Raw genomic sequence first — 14,523 nt, 5'->3', positions numbered from 1 at the left:
ATTTTGCTCGATTTTAGCTAAAAATCGTTTGTAAATTTATAAAAAAATACAAAATTAATTTTTGCTTAATATATTTTATAAATTTATTTGTTTAAAAGCGATTTGCAATTAAAATAGCCTAAAAATTTATAACTAAAAGGTCTTTAGTGAAACTCAAAATTGGCATTGTTGGATACAATCTAGTTGGCAAGCGGCACTATATGGAGCTGAGGCGTTCTGACAAATTTGAAGTTTGTGGAGTTTTTGATAAAGAAAATAGAGATGATGCTTGCAGAGCTCCGTTTTTTGATGAGTTTAAGAAATTTATAGAAGTAGCCCAGCCACAAGCTGTCGTACTTTGTTTGCCTCAACATGAGATTGTAGAGGCCTTTTGTCAGTGTGCAAAATATTGCCAAAATATCTTGATTTCAAGGCCAATATTTAAAAGTGTAAGCGAGCTAAAAGAGATAAAATATGCGTCGGTAGTAAATAAAGTAAGAGTTTGCACCGGCGTTGATGAGCGTTTTAACCCAACCATTGTTTCATTAAAAAAGGCACTTTTAAAAGAAGAAGAAATTTATAGCATTTCAATTGCGCATTTTAGACCACTTTGTGAGGGAAATATTATAAATGAGCTTTCACTTTGCGATATAGACCTTGCGAAAAATTTAGTAGATAGTGAAATTTGCAGCTTTTTTTATACTCAGGCAAATAAAACAAACACCAAAATATGCGACAATGTTGGAATAAACATTAAAATGAAAAATCAAATTTTGGTGAGTATTACTGATTCTTTTTGTGGTTCATTAGAACGTTTTAAAATAGAAGTAAATGCCAAAGAAGGTGTTTATTTTGGCGATCTTATTGATTACAAACTTCACAGAGTAAATGAAAATGGTCAGATGAATTTAAAAACCGATCCTTTAAACAATGAAATAAAAGCCCAATATGATGCCTTTTATGATCTTTGTCAAAGCGGCGAAAGTAGCGAGCTTTCAAGCATTGATGATGCGATAAAAATCAAAGAGCTATTTTGATGAAAAAGGCACTTTTGCTTTTGAATATGGGTGGGGCAAATAGCCTTGCTGATGTAGAAATTTTTCTAAAAAATATGTTTAACGACCCTTATATTTTGGGTATAAAGAATAAATTTTTAAGAAAATTTGTAGCTTTTATGATCACAAAAGGTAGGCTAAAAACGGCTAAGCATAACTACGAACAAATAGGTGGCAAATCGCCTATTTGCGAGCTTACAGCTAAGCTTTGCGATAAAATTTCAAGCTTACAAAATGAGTTTGATGCAGTTGATTTTGCAATGAACTATACTTCACCATTTGCAAAAGATGTGCTTAAAAAGTATGAAAATTTTGACGAGATAGTGCTTTTACCACTTTATCCTCATCATTCACAAACCACAATAACTTCGAGTTTAGATGATTTTAAAAAAGCAAAAGATGAGTTAGGTGTAAAGGCTAAAATTTTTCTTTGTGGACCATTTTACGATGATGAAATTTATAATAAAATCATAATCTCGCACATAAATGAAGCCATAAATAATATAGATGTAAGCGATGTGGAGCTTATCTTTTCAGCTCATTCGTTGCCTCAAAAAATTATTGATAAAGGCGATGTCTACGAAAAACATATAAATGAGCATGTGCAAATTCTAAGCAAAATGATAAAAGATAGCGGATTAAACTTCAAAGAGATAAATTTAGCCTACCAATCGCGTCTTGGGCCTGTAAAATGGCTAGAGCCCTCACTAAATGAAATTTTGGCAAAGTGTAAGAGTAAAAAGGCTCTTATCTATCCGCTCTCTTTTTGCATAGATAACTCTGAGACTATTTTTGAGCTAGTTATTGAGTATGCAAAGATCGCAAAAGAGCTAAATTTTAGCTTCTACAAGGTTGTTTGGTGCCCAAATTTTAGTGATGAGTTTGCTAGTTTTATCTTACAAAAAGCAAAAACAGCCAAAGAGATTAACTTTTAGGAATAAATCTTGCTTATAAAATATATCTCAATACAGTAAAAAGGAGATATATGAAGGTACAAAATAACGACATAATCGATTATCTATTGCAATCAGGCTCAAGCAAAACTAAAGATAAAAAAAATAGTTTTGATGAAATTTTAAGCCTTGCTATGGATAAGATCGCAAGCGATGCAAAAATTTCAGACAAGATTGAACAGTTTAAAAAAAGGATTACTGAAATCGGTGCAGTTGGTTTTATAAGCGAGCTAAATTCTAATAAAATAGAAGAGAAAATAGCCCAAAAGAAAAAGGAGCTAACAGAACTTCTAGGCATAGATGATCCCGCAAAAACACAGGATCAAAAAAATGAGCTGCTTAAAATAATGGATAAAATTTTAAGTGATTACCGCAAAGAGCTAAATGTAGCACTTGCTAATCAAGTTCTGCTAGAGAAGCAAAAAAATCTTAATAGTAAAAGTAGTAACTCGGTTAATCTAAGTTCTGTTTTAAATGAGCTAGGACTTGCTTAAAATTTATATAAAAGATATTTAAGCCTATATAACTTAGCCAAAAAATCTATCTTTTTACGGCAAAGTTATGCCAAATTTTATAGCAGCCCCGTATATTATTGCGCTAATTATTCCAGCAAAAAAGCCAGCTACCATATCATCGCCCATTACGCCAAGGCCACCTTTTACATTGCGGTCGATCCTACCTATTATTGAAGGCTTTTTAATATCAAGCACTCTAAAAAGCACAAGCGAGAGCATGAGTTGAGAGATCGTAGCTCCGCTAATGGCAATAGCAAGCCAAACTCCAGCAACTTCGTCTATAACAATAAAACTTTCGTCGTGAGAATTTATCTTTTTTTCAAAATCATCTATAACGCTAATGCTTACCAAAAATAGCAAAATGCTAGCTAGAAAAAGCGTGGTTGATGATAAAAAATAAAGTACAAAATAAGCTACCACAGCGCCAGCCACCGAGCCCCAAGTGCCAGGTGCTTTTGGCAAAAGCCCAAATCCAAAAAAAGTTAAAAATAGTTTTTGCATAAATTTCCTTAAGTGAGCGATGATGTTTGATAAAGCTTCATAAGCTCTTCGTAAAAATCGCGGTCAGTTTTGTTTTCAAGTAGTCCTGAATTTACAAAAAGATCATCACAAAGCTTTTGCACGTCTTTGAAGCGATTTGTAAAGAGTTTGCTTAAAACTAGTGCAGAAATTTCTGGCCTCACAAGAATGGCTGGAGGCATAATGCCGTTAAATAGCAGCTCTTTGATAACATCTGGATGATATTTGATCTGATGATGTTGTCCGTGCGGGCAACTTTTGGTACTAACTAGTGTCTTGCATTTATTGCAATAAACTAGCTCTGGCAGTACGATTACCTCTAAATTTAGGTCGTTTTTGTAAATATCAAGAATCGTATGAGCTTCATTGTGATCAAAAAACATTCCAATTCCTGAGTGGTTTTGTCCGATGACTAGCTTATTTGCCCCAAATCTTGAAGCAGCGATGCACTCAAGTGTTGGGTTTGCATGTGAGCTAAAAAGAGTCGTATTTTTTAGAGCAAAGACAAAGACCTTTTTTATCGGTAAATAATTTTGTATAAAATAATCTAGCACTTGCTTTCTAATCTCGTAATCAACGTGCTTTTCTTCGCGTGTTCGTATTAAAAAAATGATTACTAAATCAGCTTTGTCAATAGTCATTCTAACAAGGCGCTCGTGAGCTCTATTAAATGGATCAGCCGTTAAAAAGACAGCCGTTATCTTTTTAGCGCCATCTTCTTTTATTAGATCGTTTAGTGCATTTTTACTTATTTGCATACTTTCATCATAAAGCTCAAATTCGCCACTAATGCCGTATTTGCCTAAATTTAGCTCCTTATCATTGCTAGCTTCGTTTGCTAAAAATATATTTTTAGCTCTCATGTTCTCGTCAAATTTAAAGACCTTGGCAACATTGATGTGCCCAACAATCTTACCATCAAGACTTAGATTTACCTTTTGTCCAGGAGTAAGCTTGCTGGCAATATTTTGATTTAGCTCGCCAAATGGAGCAAATCCAAAAGAATACGGCATCGGCTCACCATTAAAATAGCCTTTCTTACTTACCTCTTTTATCTGTTCATCGTCCATCAGCGAGTCATAATCTGAGAGAATTTTATTTTTTATTAGCTCCAAAGCACCAAAAACTTCGGTATTTATAGAAATTTCACTATTTTTTCTTGCTGACGTCATATTTCTTTCTCTTTTCCCAAAGTGATTTTCTAGAAATTCCAAGCTTTTTGCTAAGTTCTGTATCAGGAAATTTATCTTGATAATTAACGATTATGTACTTTATATATTCATCTATCGTAACGATCTCATCGATATTGAAATTTTTATCGCGTCCTGAAAGTTCAAGCTCGTCAAATGGTGCTTTTTGTGCAAAATCGCTAGTTGATATCGCAACCTTTTTCTTTTTGCAAATTTCTAAAATTTTCTCTTTTTCTTCTTGTTTTAGCTCCTCTAAATTTGTCATATAGATTAGCTCATCACCATTTTTGGCTAGTGCCTTTTCAAGCTCAGAGAAACAGGCTTTGCCTAAAAATAAAAATGGTAATTTGCAAGCTTTTACGTAGCTAAATATAAATTTATCGCTGTATCCGCTTTTGCTTGATTTTAAAAGCAGTGGAAATTTTATCTTTTTTGCCTCAAAGCTAGAAATTTCATACTCTTTTAAAGCGTAATTTACGTAGCTTTCATAGTTTTTGATCTCATTTTTGAAATTTCTAAATTCCTCAAAATGCTTTATCTTTCTAACTAGCTCTTCTATCATAAATGGCTTTTGGATGTAATCAACCGCACCCGCTTGTATTGGCTTTAGCACGGTGTCGCTGTTGATATAAGCGATTAATAAAATGATGATAGAGCTTTTAAATTTTTCGATAACAGGGTAAAAATCTTGCCCTGGAAGTGTGGTAGAAAGTAACACTACATCAAAATTTTCAAACTTTAACGCTTCTTTTACGCTTTTAGCGATCTCGCAGTCGTAGCCAAAATCAGCTAGCTTACTAGCCATTGAGCCAGCTAGGTAAATTTCATTTTCTACTATTAAAATTTTCATATTTGCTTCCAGTTGTAAAATTTAAGGCTTGCACTTGCCATTACGGCGATCCCTTCGCATCTGCCTACAAAGCCAAGCCCTTCAGTAGTCGTCGCTTTTACATTTATGCGGCTTTGGCTCAAATTTAGAGCTTTTGCGATATTTGCCTCCATTTTTGACTTTAGCTTTGAAATTTTTGGTTTTTGCGCCATTATCGTAATATCAGCGTTTGTTAGCACAAAGCCCACACTTTGCACCCTTTTGTAAGCTTCCTCAAGCAAGTAAATGGAGCTAATATCTTTAAATTTAGCGTCCGTATCAGGAAAAAGCTCGCCTATATCGCCAAGTCCAGCAGCTCCCAAGATAGCGTCAGTTAGCGCATGAAGTGCCACGTCGCCGTCGCTGTGAGCCTTTAGCCCAAACTCATAGTCGATCTTCTCGCCACAAAGAATCAAAGGACGGCCCTTTTCAAACTCATGCACGTCAAAGCCATTTCCCACAAAGACTTCATTTTCTGGCTCTTTTAAAGCAGAAATTTTGGCAAGATCCTCTTTGTAAGTGATCTTTCTTGCCATCTCATCACCTAAAATTTGCCAAACGCTCGCACCAATGGCTCTCATAGCCGAGCTATCATCTGTGTAAATTTCGCCGCTGCTGAGAGCCTTTTTAAGAAGTGCTGTGCGCGAGAGCTGCGGTGTTTGGATAAGTTTTACCTTTTCTCTGTCTATTGCATTTTCGCCAAGATAGGCAGTGTCAGCGATCTTTAGTGCAGGCACCACGCAGTCAGCCTGAGCGGCCGCCTCGATGATCTTGTGAAAGAGCTCGCTTGATATGCAAGGACGCGCGATGTCGCTAACTAAGACAAATTCACTATTTACTAGCTCAAGTGCGTTTTTTAGGCTATCTTGCCTGGTTTCGCCGCCATCAACAAATTTATAATTTGGAGCAAATTTTGACATATATTTGCACTCTTTGCTAACGACAATGATCTCTTTAAATGTGTAAAAGTTACTCAAATTTTTAGTGGCAAATAGCCAAAGTGGATCGCTTCCTATTCGAAGCCATTGCTTCTTTACTGGTAGCTCAAAACGGCTAGAATTTCCTGCTCCAAGCATTATAAGTGATATATCAAGCAAGATAACTCCTTTGAAAATTGTTACAGAATTATACATTTCAAAACTTCAAAATTTCTTTTTAAAAAGTAAATTTTTAAAAGCTTATTTAGTTAGTTTAAATCAAAAAAGGACTAAAATGAGATTTTTAAAAATCAAAAAAGGCCTTATATGAGAGATAAGACGCAGATGTATTATGCTAGGCGCGGCGAGATAACACAAGAGATGAGCTATGTGGCAAGGATCGAAGGGCTTAGTGAAAATTTAGTGATGGATGAGGTGGCAAAAGGTAGCATCATCATCCCAGCAAATATAAATCATAAAAATTTAAAGCCAATGGGCATAGGTAGAAAGCTAAAGACAAAGGTCAATGCAAATATCGGCAACTCAAGCTTAAGTAGTGATATTTGTACTGAGCTTAGAAAGCTTGAAATTTGCCTAGAATTTGGCGCTGATACGGTTATGGATCTAAGTACGGACGGCGATTTGGACTCTATTAGAAGTGCGATCATCGAGCATTCAAGCGTGCCAGTTGGCACAGTGCCTATGTATGAAATTTTAAAAGAGGCAAAAGAGGTTACCAATATCACAAATGAGCTCATTTTAGAGATACTTGAAAAGCAAGCAAAGCAAGGGGTTAGTTACTTTACGATACACGCTGGATTTTTGCGTGAGTTTTTGCCGCTTGTCAAAAAGCGTAAAATGGGCATAGTAAGCCGCGGTGGCAGTTTAAGTGCAAGCTATATGTCAAAGCTAAAGAGACAAAATCCTTTCTATGAAATTTTTGATGAAATTTTAGAAATTTGTGCAAGATATGACGTCTCGCTCTCGCTTGGCGACGGTCTTCGCCCAGGATGTCTTTTTGATGCGACAGATGAGGCACAGCTTAGCGAGCTAAAGGTGCTTGGAGAGCTTACGCTTCGTGCGTGGCAAAAAGATGTGCAAGTGATGATCGAGGGCCCTGGTCATGTGCCATTAAATCAAATTGAGTATAATATGAAAATCGAACAAGAGCTCTGCCATGACGCCCCATTTTACGTGCTTGGGCCGCTTGTCTCAGACATAGGTGCAGGATACGATCATATCACGTCAGCGATCGGCGGCACAATGGCAGCATATCACGGCGCTAGCATGCTTTGCTACGTGACACAAAAAGAGCACCTTGGCTTGCCAAATGAAAATGACGTAAGAGAGGGCATTGTAGCCCATAAGATAGCAGCTCATGCCGCAGACGTCGCGCTTGGCAAAGCTGGAGCTATCGAAAAAGATCATGCGATGAGTGATGCGAGATATGCGTTTGATTGGAACAAGCAGTTTGAGCTTAGCTTTGATCCAAAAAAGGCTAGAGAGCTTCACGATGAAAGCTTGCCAGAAGATGCGTTTAAGAGCGCTCATTTTTGTTCGATGTGCGGACCAAAATTTTGTGCATATAAAATTTCAAAAGATCTAGAAAAAGGAGAAAAATGTTAAATAAAGAAGAGGTCTTAAATAGGCTAAAAGGTGTTATATATCCCGGTTTTGAAAAAGATATAGTTAGCTTTGGCTTTGTAAAAAATGTAGAAATCGGCGATAAAATTACAATAGAAGTCGAGATAGTTAGCTCAAGCCCAGAAGTGGCAAATGAGCTAAAAACGGACATCAAACGTGTCATGGGCTCAAATGAGTATGTGTTAAATTTGATCCAGCCAAAGATACCTGAGGAGAAAAGTAACACTCAAAGTGGCAAAAATATCGCGCCACAAGTTAAAAATTTCGTAATGGTAAGCTCAGGTAAAGGCGGCGTTGGTAAATCAACTACGACTCTAAATTTAGCCATCTCAATGGCAAAACTAGGCAAAAAGGTTGGAATTTTAGACGCTGACATCTACGGACCAAATATCCCAAGAATGCTTGGCGAAGTAAATACTCAGCCACAAGTCGTTGGTAACAAGCTAAAACCGATACTTAGCCACGGAGTTGAGATGATGAGTATGGGCGTTTTGATGGAAGAGGGCATGAGCCTCATCTGGCGTGGTTCGATGATCATGAAAGCGATCGAGCAGCTGCTAAAAGACGTGCTTTGGAGCGAGCTTGATGTCTTGTTTCTTGACATGCCTCCAGGAACGGGAGACGCGCAGCTAACTCTAGCTCAAAGCGTACCAGTAACGGCAGGTGTCTGCGTCACAACGCCACAAGTTGTAGCGCTTGACGATAGCAAGCGTGCGCTTGATATGTTTGAGAAGCTCCACATCCCAATCGCTGGCGTCATCGAAAATATGAGTGGTTTTATCTGCCCAGATAATGGCAAAGAGTATGACATCTTTGGCAAAGGCACGACTGAAGAGGTGGCAAAAGCTTACAACACGCAAATTTTAGCTGAAATCCCTATCGAGCCAGCTGTTCGCGTGGGTGGAGATAATGGTAAGCCAGTTAGCTTCTACGAGCCAAACTCAGTCACTGCAAAACGCTACGAGAGCGCGGCTGCTAGACTTTGGGAAGTGATAGAAAATATAAATAGTGATGGCGGAGCTGATAACTCAGCGATCCAGCCCGTAAATGACGGCAAGAGTGCTTGCTCGAAGTAAAATTTACAAAAGATAAAATTTAGAGCAAATTTTAAAATTTGTTCGTTTAAAGTTGGCTACCAAAATTTAGCTTTGCTTGATGCTTGGCTTAAATTTTGGAGCCAAAATGCACTTCAAATCAAAAATTTATTAACAGGAGAAAAGATGAAAGCGATCGTAACCGTAGTCGGAAAAGATAGAGTTGGCATCGTTGCTGGCGTCTCAGCAAAGCTTAGCGAGCTTGGACTAAATATAGATGATATCTCACAGACTATTTTAGATGAGTTTTTTACGATGATGGCAGTGGTTTCAAGTGATGAAAATAAGGACTTTACGGCCTTAAGAGCAGAACTTAACGAGCTTGGAGAGAGCCTAAAAGTAAAGATAAATATCCAAAGTTCCGCTATCTTTGATGCGATGCATACAATCTAAGGAAAAACAATGGACATCAAAAACGTAACCGAAACGATCTCGATGATCGAAGAGCAAAATTTTGACATCAGAACGATCACGATGGGCATTAGTTTGCTTGACTGTATCGATCCTGATATAAACAAAGTTTGCGACAAAATTTACGCAAAAATCACCACTAAAGCCAAAGACCTAGTCAAAGTGGGCAATGAAATTTCTGCTGAGCTAGGCATACCAATCGTCAATAAAAGAGTGAGCGTGACGCCTATCTCGATAATCGGCGCCGCAACGGACGCAAAAGACTACGTGATGATCGCAAAGACGCTTGATAGGGCGGCTATTGAGGTTGGTATTGATTTTATAGGTGGTTTTTCAGCTTTAGTTCAAAAGGGATATCAAAAGGGCGATGAAATTTTGATAAATTCTATCTCACAAGCACTTTCTCAGACTTCAAAAGTATGCGCAAGTGTCAATGTCGGCTCAACAAAAACTGGCATAAATATGAGCGCAGTGCGTGATATGGGACGCATTATAAAAGAGACGGCGGCAGCATCTCGGATGGGTTGTGCCAAGCTTGTCGTCTTTGCAAACGCAGTCGAGGATAATCCTTTCATGGCTGGGGCATTTCACGGCGTGGGCGAGGCTGATGTGGTGATAAATGTTGGCGTTTCTGGTCCAGGAGTAGTAAAAAGAGCCCTTGAAAAGGTGCGTGGCGAGAGCTTTGACGTGGTGGCTGAGACCGTTAAAAAAACGGCGTTTAAGATCACGCGTATCGGCCAGCTAGTTGGCCAAATGGCGAGCGAGCGACTTGGGGTTAAATTTGGTATCGTCGATCTCTCTCTTGCCCCAACACCAGCTGTGGGCGACTCGGTAGCTCGTGTGCTTGAAGAGATGGGGCTTGAGGCTGTTGGTACGCATGGCACGACTGCGGCACTTGCTTTGCTAAATGACGCGGTCAAAAAAGGTGGTGTAATGGCATGTAACCAAGTGGGCGGCTTAAGCGGTGCATTTATACCAGTTTCTGAGGATGAGGGCATGATAGCTGCGGTGCGCGCTGGCTCACTAAATTTAGAAAAACTTGAAGCGATGACCGCGATATGCTCGGTTGGTCTTGATATGATCGCTATACCTGCTGACACACCAAGCGAGAGCATAGCTGCGATGATCGCTGATGAGGCGGCTATCGGCGTTATAAATCAAAAAACAACGGCCGTTCGAATTATACCTCTTGGACGTGAGGGCGATATGATCGAGTTTGGCGGCCTTTTAGGAAGAGCGCCTGTGATGAAGATAAATAAGGCCTCAAGTGCCGATTTCATCGCTCGTGGCGGACAAATTCCAGCACCTATCCATAGTTTTAAAAACTAATCTTCAAAGTCCGCTTTAAATTTGCGGACTTTCTTTCAAATTTACTCCAACCTTTCAACTGCTTTTAGTTAAAATAATAAAAATTTTAACTAAGGAGCTAAAATGAAAATTTTATCACTGCTTACGGCGCTACTTTTTGGAGCGGTATGTGGCTTTGCAAACGATGGCAAAGTAAGAAGTATCGACATCTACGTCACGCCTTACTACTCAGCAAATGCTGGCAAGGTGGAGTATGTCAAGGTCTATGACAAGATAGATGAGCTTTTAAAAAGTGGCAAAGAAGAGGACTTTAAAAAGGCTGAAAAGATCGTGCAAGACGCCCCGCAAATGGTCTCTCCGATAACTCTTTTTGTCCTTTCAGCTCGCGCTTATGATCTTGGACTTCGCGATGATGCGGTATTTTGGTTTTATGCGGCAAAAAACCGCGCGATCTTGCTAAGAGGCGTTATAGACATGGAGGGCGAGAAATTTACTGACGTGGTGGCTGCGATAGGGGCGTTTATGAAGCTTGTTGGCGACGTGGTCAATCCTTATGCATTTTGCGATATCAAAAAGCAACAAGAGATCGCTGATAAAGCGCTTGAATGGACTAAGAAAAATGCTTATGAAGCGATGTTTTCGCCAGAATTTAGCTCGCCTCACGAAGATAGAAAAGCAGCCCTTGCAAAAGGCATAGAAAAGCTAGAAGCGCGCAATAAAAAAGAGAAAGATTACTTTTTAGACAAAGACAATCTTGCTAACTTTAAAGCTATGCGCAAGCAAAATGGCACTGATGAGAAATTTTGCTTCTAAATAGCGAGAAAAACTGAAAATTTGCTTGTAAATTTAGCTTTTGCTTTATGTTAAAAGGGCAAATTTACAAGCTATTTCTATTTTAAATCACGACAAATTTGCTTAAATTTGGCTCTTTTTCATAAGAGTAGCAAAACCACAAAAATGAGAATAAAAAATGACTTTGAAATTTGGCGAACTTAAAAAAGTTGCAACAGATGATGGCTTTATCTGGTATGCGGAGACTGGGCTAAAAAGCGAAATTTTTGATCAGGTAGCGTTTTGCCTTGTTAGCACAGATGGGGCAGACGTGGATGATGAGACTACTTTACTAGCAGAGAAAATCGCCCAAGATATCGACCGATACATAAAAGAGGCGCTTATCTTTTTAAAAGATGAGCTTAGGCGAGGGCGCTTTTTGAGTAAGGACGAGCTTGGCTTGCTTGACGTGCCAGTTTGTGAGCTGCCATTTAGTTCGCCACAATGTACCTTTTATGCTGGTGATAAGCAGTGGTTGATGAGATTCGCAGGGGGCGAGCTTGATATCTGCGAGCCTTACGGTATAGGGGTGATCTTTGAGGGTGAAAAGCCGCTTTGTTTAGAAAATTTAGAGCTTAGCAGTGAGTGCTAAACGTTTAAATTTACACATTAAGAGCTAGTTAAGATTTTCAAGCCTTGCAAAAAATGATGAAATTTTGTTTTTAGGTATTGGCTGCGATCAAGAGGCGCTAGGGTTTTTTAAATGATTAAATTTTGCTGCCTTAGGTTTTGCGCCCAAAACAGCAAATTTATAAGCTAAGCGTTGCAGCAGTCGCTTGGATCTTTTTCTTTTGTGATCCTAGCTCTTAGGTCGTGGCGGATGATCTCTATCGACCAAAACCAGACCATGTGACCCACAAACTCAGAGACATACTCATACCAAGGAAGTGTCCAAAGTGGCGGAGTGAGGCCAAGAAGCGGCAGTGAGATACCATGAACTGCGATAGTTGCTAAGATACCAGCCATCACGCCTTGCCACATCGTGATCTTTGGAAATTTCTCAGCCACGACGCAGTAGCCAACGGCAAAGACGACTGAGAAGATGATGTGCGTTAGCATCACGTAGTTAAATGCATGCCCCGCAAACTCGTATATAGCGGCGTTTGGATCGGTGATACTGACATAATCTCTTAAAAACACATAAGGGGGATTTAGAAAATTTCTCGAGCAGTCGATCGCATCAGCCGCTCTGATGGCACTTTCTGGTCCGCAAGCAGCGTTAAACATATCCATAGGGCTTCTTGGTGGAAGCGGCACTTCTGCGCCCCACTTAACAAAAGCTGAAACTACGCCAGCGATTAAACCGATCAGCGCAGCTAAGGCAAATTTTGGTTTGGTAGCTAAATTTGACATTTTGTCTCCTTGTAAAATTTGCGACATTTTATTTCTATTTTCTTTATGATAAGGTTAATCATTATTATAATTTATAAATTTATCAAAGCTCAAATGCTTTAAAATCATAAAATTTTTAGCCATTTTTGGCTAGACTAAGAAAAAAATTTAAAGGAGAATAGATGTCTAAAGAGTTTAAAGACGCAAACGAATTTAAGGAATTTTTTGAAGAATTTAGAAAAAAAGATGGCTACAAAGATCCAGTTGCTTTTGGCATCGCAAGAGTCGATCGCGGACAAAAAAATAGTGACAAAATTTTGCAAGCAAGTTACGCCGTTGTAAATTATAAAGAGAGCTTTTTAAGCGCAGCTGCCTTTATCTACGCTTTGCAAAAGTGTGATGTTGAGGTTGATTTTAGTGCATCCGAGTTCGTGACTGATCTCACGCCAAAGGTAGCAAAAAAGGCTAGCAAGCTCTTTAGCGTCTTTGAAAAAGATATAAAATCGCATAAAAATGTGGAGAATTTACACGCTGTGAAGATGGCATTTGAGGATGATCTTGAGCTAAATGAGAATAAATTTAAGCTTGTATTTTTGTTCGATGACGCAAAGCCACTTAGCGTAGAGGCTGTCTATCTCAAGCTCTACTTGATCTCGCTTGGCAAGGTCGCACCTAGGACGATCGTACTTGATGGAGCCTTTGGAGTACTACCAAATGTCGCATGGACTAGCCAAAATATCCCGATCGAGCTTGAGTGGCTAAGAGAAAATGAAATTTCTCTAAAGATGTTTGGCGAGTATCCAGCGATCGTGAGCGTGGATAAATTCCCAAGATTTCTAAGTCACATCATCCCAGCTGATAACACGAGAATTTTAGACGCTGCCAAAGTCCGCATGGGCGCTGCTGTGCATCCTGGCACGGTCGTCATGCCAGGCGCTGCTTATATCAACTTTAACGCAGGCACGACTGGTGGTGTGATGGTTGAGGGCAGGGTTAGCAGCTCTGTCGTCGTGGGCGAGGGCAGCGACGTTGGCGGCGGAGCTAGCATACTTGGCGTACTAAGTGGCACGAACGGCAACCCTGTAAGCATCGGCAAACACTGCTTGCTTGGCGCAAACTCAGTTACTGGCGTGCCACTGGGCGATAACTGCATCGTGGATGCTGGCATAGCGGTGCTCGAGGGCACAAAGGTCTATATCTCGGCCAGCGAGCGCGAAAAACTAGCTAAGATAAATCCTAGCTTTAAATTTGAAGCTGAAATTTACAAAGCGCTTGAGCTTGGCGGTCTAAATGGACTTCATTTTAGACAAAATAGCCAAACAGGTCAGATCACTGCAAGTGCGAGCAAAAGGGCGATCAAGCTAAATGAGGCACTTCATTAAAAGGAGCTAGCATGAAAGTTGGCATTTTGATGTTTGACAAGATAAATTTGTTAAGCTTTGCCAAAATTTATGATTTTTTGCATAAATTTGAGGATTTTAATATCAAGACTTACGCACTAAAGCCTGAGGTTGTCGATGAATTTGGCGTCAGGCTTCATCCAGAAATTTATGCAGAGAGCCTTTATGGCGTGGATATCTTAGTCGTGCCAGATGGCGTTGGAGCACTTGGATTAAGATATGATGAGATATTTTTAAGCTGGGTTAAAAGCTCAGCGAGTGCGAAATTTAAGATAGGTTTTGACCTTGGCGTGCTTATCCTTGGTGGGGCTGGATTTTTAGAAGACAGAGAGGCTTGCATAAGGGGCGGATACAAAAACGCACTTAGTGACTACTGTGATGTTAATGACGCTAAGATGTGCGAAAGTAGGGGTGTCATAAGCGTTAGTGAATTTGATGATAGAATCAAAGAACAGCTGACAACGATACTAGGTAAAGATAAAATTTAAGAGTTTTGAGACTTAAATT

At 39.3% G+C, this 14,523-nt stretch carries 16 protein-coding genes; 11 read left to right on the top strand and 5 right to left on the bottom strand.

From position 1 onward, the window contains the following. Positions 1–146 precede the first annotated feature (146 nt). Genes CYO92_RS02035 through CYO92_RS02025 form a run of 3 tightly spaced genes read left to right on the top strand, consistent with a single transcriptional unit; the run spans position 147 to position 2,481 of the window. The gene (locus tag CYO92_RS02035; RefSeq protein WP_103589515.1) at positions 147–1,016 is read left to right on the top strand and encodes a Gfo/Idh/MocA family protein; all 870 of its coding nucleotides are present in this window, start codon (positions 147–149) and stop codon (positions 1,014–1,016) included. Next, a complete protein-coding gene (hemH, locus tag CYO92_RS02030) occupies positions 1,016–1,969 on the top strand; it encodes a ferrochelatase (protein WP_103589514.1) in 954 nt (317 codons plus the stop codon). Before CYO92_RS02035 ends, hemH begins: the two co-directional genes overlap by 1 nt. A gap of 50 nt (positions 1,970–2,019) precedes the next feature. After that, positions 2,020–2,481, top strand: coding sequence for a response regulator (locus tag CYO92_RS02025; RefSeq protein WP_103589513.1), 462 nt, complete (start codon positions 2,020–2,022; stop codon positions 2,479–2,481). Between the two features lie 54 nt (positions 2,482–2,535). Here CYO92_RS02025 and CYO92_RS02020 read toward each other — a convergent pair whose 3' ends face one another. The 4 genes from CYO92_RS02020 to CYO92_RS02005 are packed head-to-tail and all read right to left on the bottom strand — an operon-like array spanning position 2,536 to position 6,176. After that, a complete protein-coding gene (locus tag CYO92_RS02020) occupies positions 2,536–3,003 on the bottom strand; it encodes a phosphatidylglycerophosphatase A family protein (RefSeq protein ID WP_103589512.1) in 468 nt (155 codons plus the stop codon). Between the two features lie 8 nt (positions 3,004–3,011). Continuing rightward, positions 3,012–4,193, bottom strand: coding sequence for a sulfate adenylyltransferase (locus CYO92_RS02015; protein WP_103589511.1), 1,182 nt, complete (start codon positions 4,191–4,193; stop codon positions 3,012–3,014). Beyond that, positions 4,171–5,061 (bottom strand): response regulator, encoded by an 891-nt coding sequence (locus CYO92_RS02010; protein WP_072594670.1) that lies wholly within the window; start codon positions 5,059–5,061, stop codon positions 4,171–4,173. Before CYO92_RS02010 ends, CYO92_RS02015 begins: the two co-directional genes overlap by 23 nt. Further along, a complete protein-coding gene (locus tag CYO92_RS02005) occupies positions 5,058–6,176 on the bottom strand; it encodes a bifunctional 2-C-methyl-D-erythritol 4-phosphate cytidylyltransferase/2-C-methyl-D-erythritol 2,4-cyclodiphosphate synthase (RefSeq protein WP_103589510.1) in 1,119 nt (372 codons plus the stop codon). Before CYO92_RS02005 ends, CYO92_RS02010 begins: the two co-directional genes overlap by 4 nt. 147 nt (positions 6,177–6,323) lie before the next feature. On the opposite strand from CYO92_RS02005, the gene thiC reads away from it, so the two are divergent. From thiC to CYO92_RS01975, 6 genes are all read left to right on the top strand, one after another. Continuing rightward, a complete protein-coding gene (thiC, locus tag CYO92_RS02000) occupies positions 6,324–7,622 on the top strand; it encodes a phosphomethylpyrimidine synthase ThiC (protein WP_103589509.1) in 1,299 nt (432 codons plus the stop codon). Continuing rightward, positions 7,616–8,716, top strand: coding sequence for an Mrp/NBP35 family ATP-binding protein (locus tag CYO92_RS01995; protein ID WP_103589508.1), 1,101 nt, complete (start codon positions 7,616–7,618; stop codon positions 8,714–8,716). Before thiC ends, CYO92_RS01995 begins: the two co-directional genes overlap by 7 nt. A gap of 144 nt (positions 8,717–8,860) precedes the next feature. Continuing rightward, entirely contained in the window at positions 8,861–9,127 is a 267-nt protein-coding gene (locus tag CYO92_RS01990) for an ACT domain-containing protein (protein ID WP_021091480.1), read from the top strand. A gap of 9 nt (positions 9,128–9,136) precedes the next feature. Next, on the top strand, positions 9,137–10,474 hold the full coding sequence (locus CYO92_RS01985) for a PFL family protein (RefSeq protein ID WP_103589507.1): 1,338 nt from the start codon (positions 9,137–9,139) through the stop codon (positions 10,472–10,474). A 102-nt stretch (positions 10,475–10,576) separates the two neighbouring features. After that, positions 10,577–11,266 carry a hypothetical protein gene (locus tag CYO92_RS01980; protein ID WP_021084217.1) on the top strand — a complete coding sequence of 230 codons (690 nt, stop codon included), beginning with the start codon at positions 10,577–10,579 and terminating at the stop codon, positions 11,264–11,266. Between the two features lie 157 nt (positions 11,267–11,423). After that, positions 11,424–11,876 (top strand): hypothetical protein, encoded by a 453-nt coding sequence (locus CYO92_RS01975; RefSeq protein WP_103589506.1) that lies wholly within the window; start codon positions 11,424–11,426, stop codon positions 11,874–11,876. Between the two features lie 164 nt (positions 11,877–12,040). Here the strand turns inward: CYO92_RS01975 and CYO92_RS01970 are convergent, their stop codons facing one another. After that, positions 12,041–12,637 carry a YagU family protein gene (locus CYO92_RS01970; RefSeq protein WP_103589505.1) on the bottom strand — a complete coding sequence of 199 codons (597 nt, stop codon included), beginning with the start codon at positions 12,635–12,637 and terminating at the stop codon, positions 12,041–12,043. A 161-nt stretch (positions 12,638–12,798) separates the two neighbouring features. Between CYO92_RS01970 and CYO92_RS01965 the strand changes: the two genes are divergently transcribed. Both CYO92_RS01965 and CYO92_RS01960 read left to right on the top strand, forming a co-directional pair. Beyond that, entirely contained in the window at positions 12,799–13,998 is a 1,200-nt protein-coding gene (locus CYO92_RS01965; RefSeq protein WP_103589504.1) for a 2,3,4,5-tetrahydropyridine-2,6-carboxylate N-succinyltransferase, read from the top strand. 11 nt (positions 13,999–14,009) lie between these two features. Continuing rightward, the gene (locus CYO92_RS01960) at positions 14,010–14,504 is read left to right on the top strand and encodes a hypothetical protein (protein WP_103589503.1); all 495 of its coding nucleotides are present in this window, start codon (positions 14,010–14,012) and stop codon (positions 14,502–14,504) included. Positions 14,505–14,523 lie beyond the last annotated feature (19 nt).

Origin of the sequence: Campylobacter concisus (assembly GCF_002913715.1) — a bacterium.
Classification (GTDB): Bacteria; Campylobacterota; Campylobacteria; order Campylobacterales; family Campylobacteraceae; genus Campylobacter_A; species Campylobacter_A concisus_AG.
The sequence above is the reverse complement of the archived record's forward strand: the minus strand, read 5'-3'. Positions and strand labels throughout refer to the sequence as shown.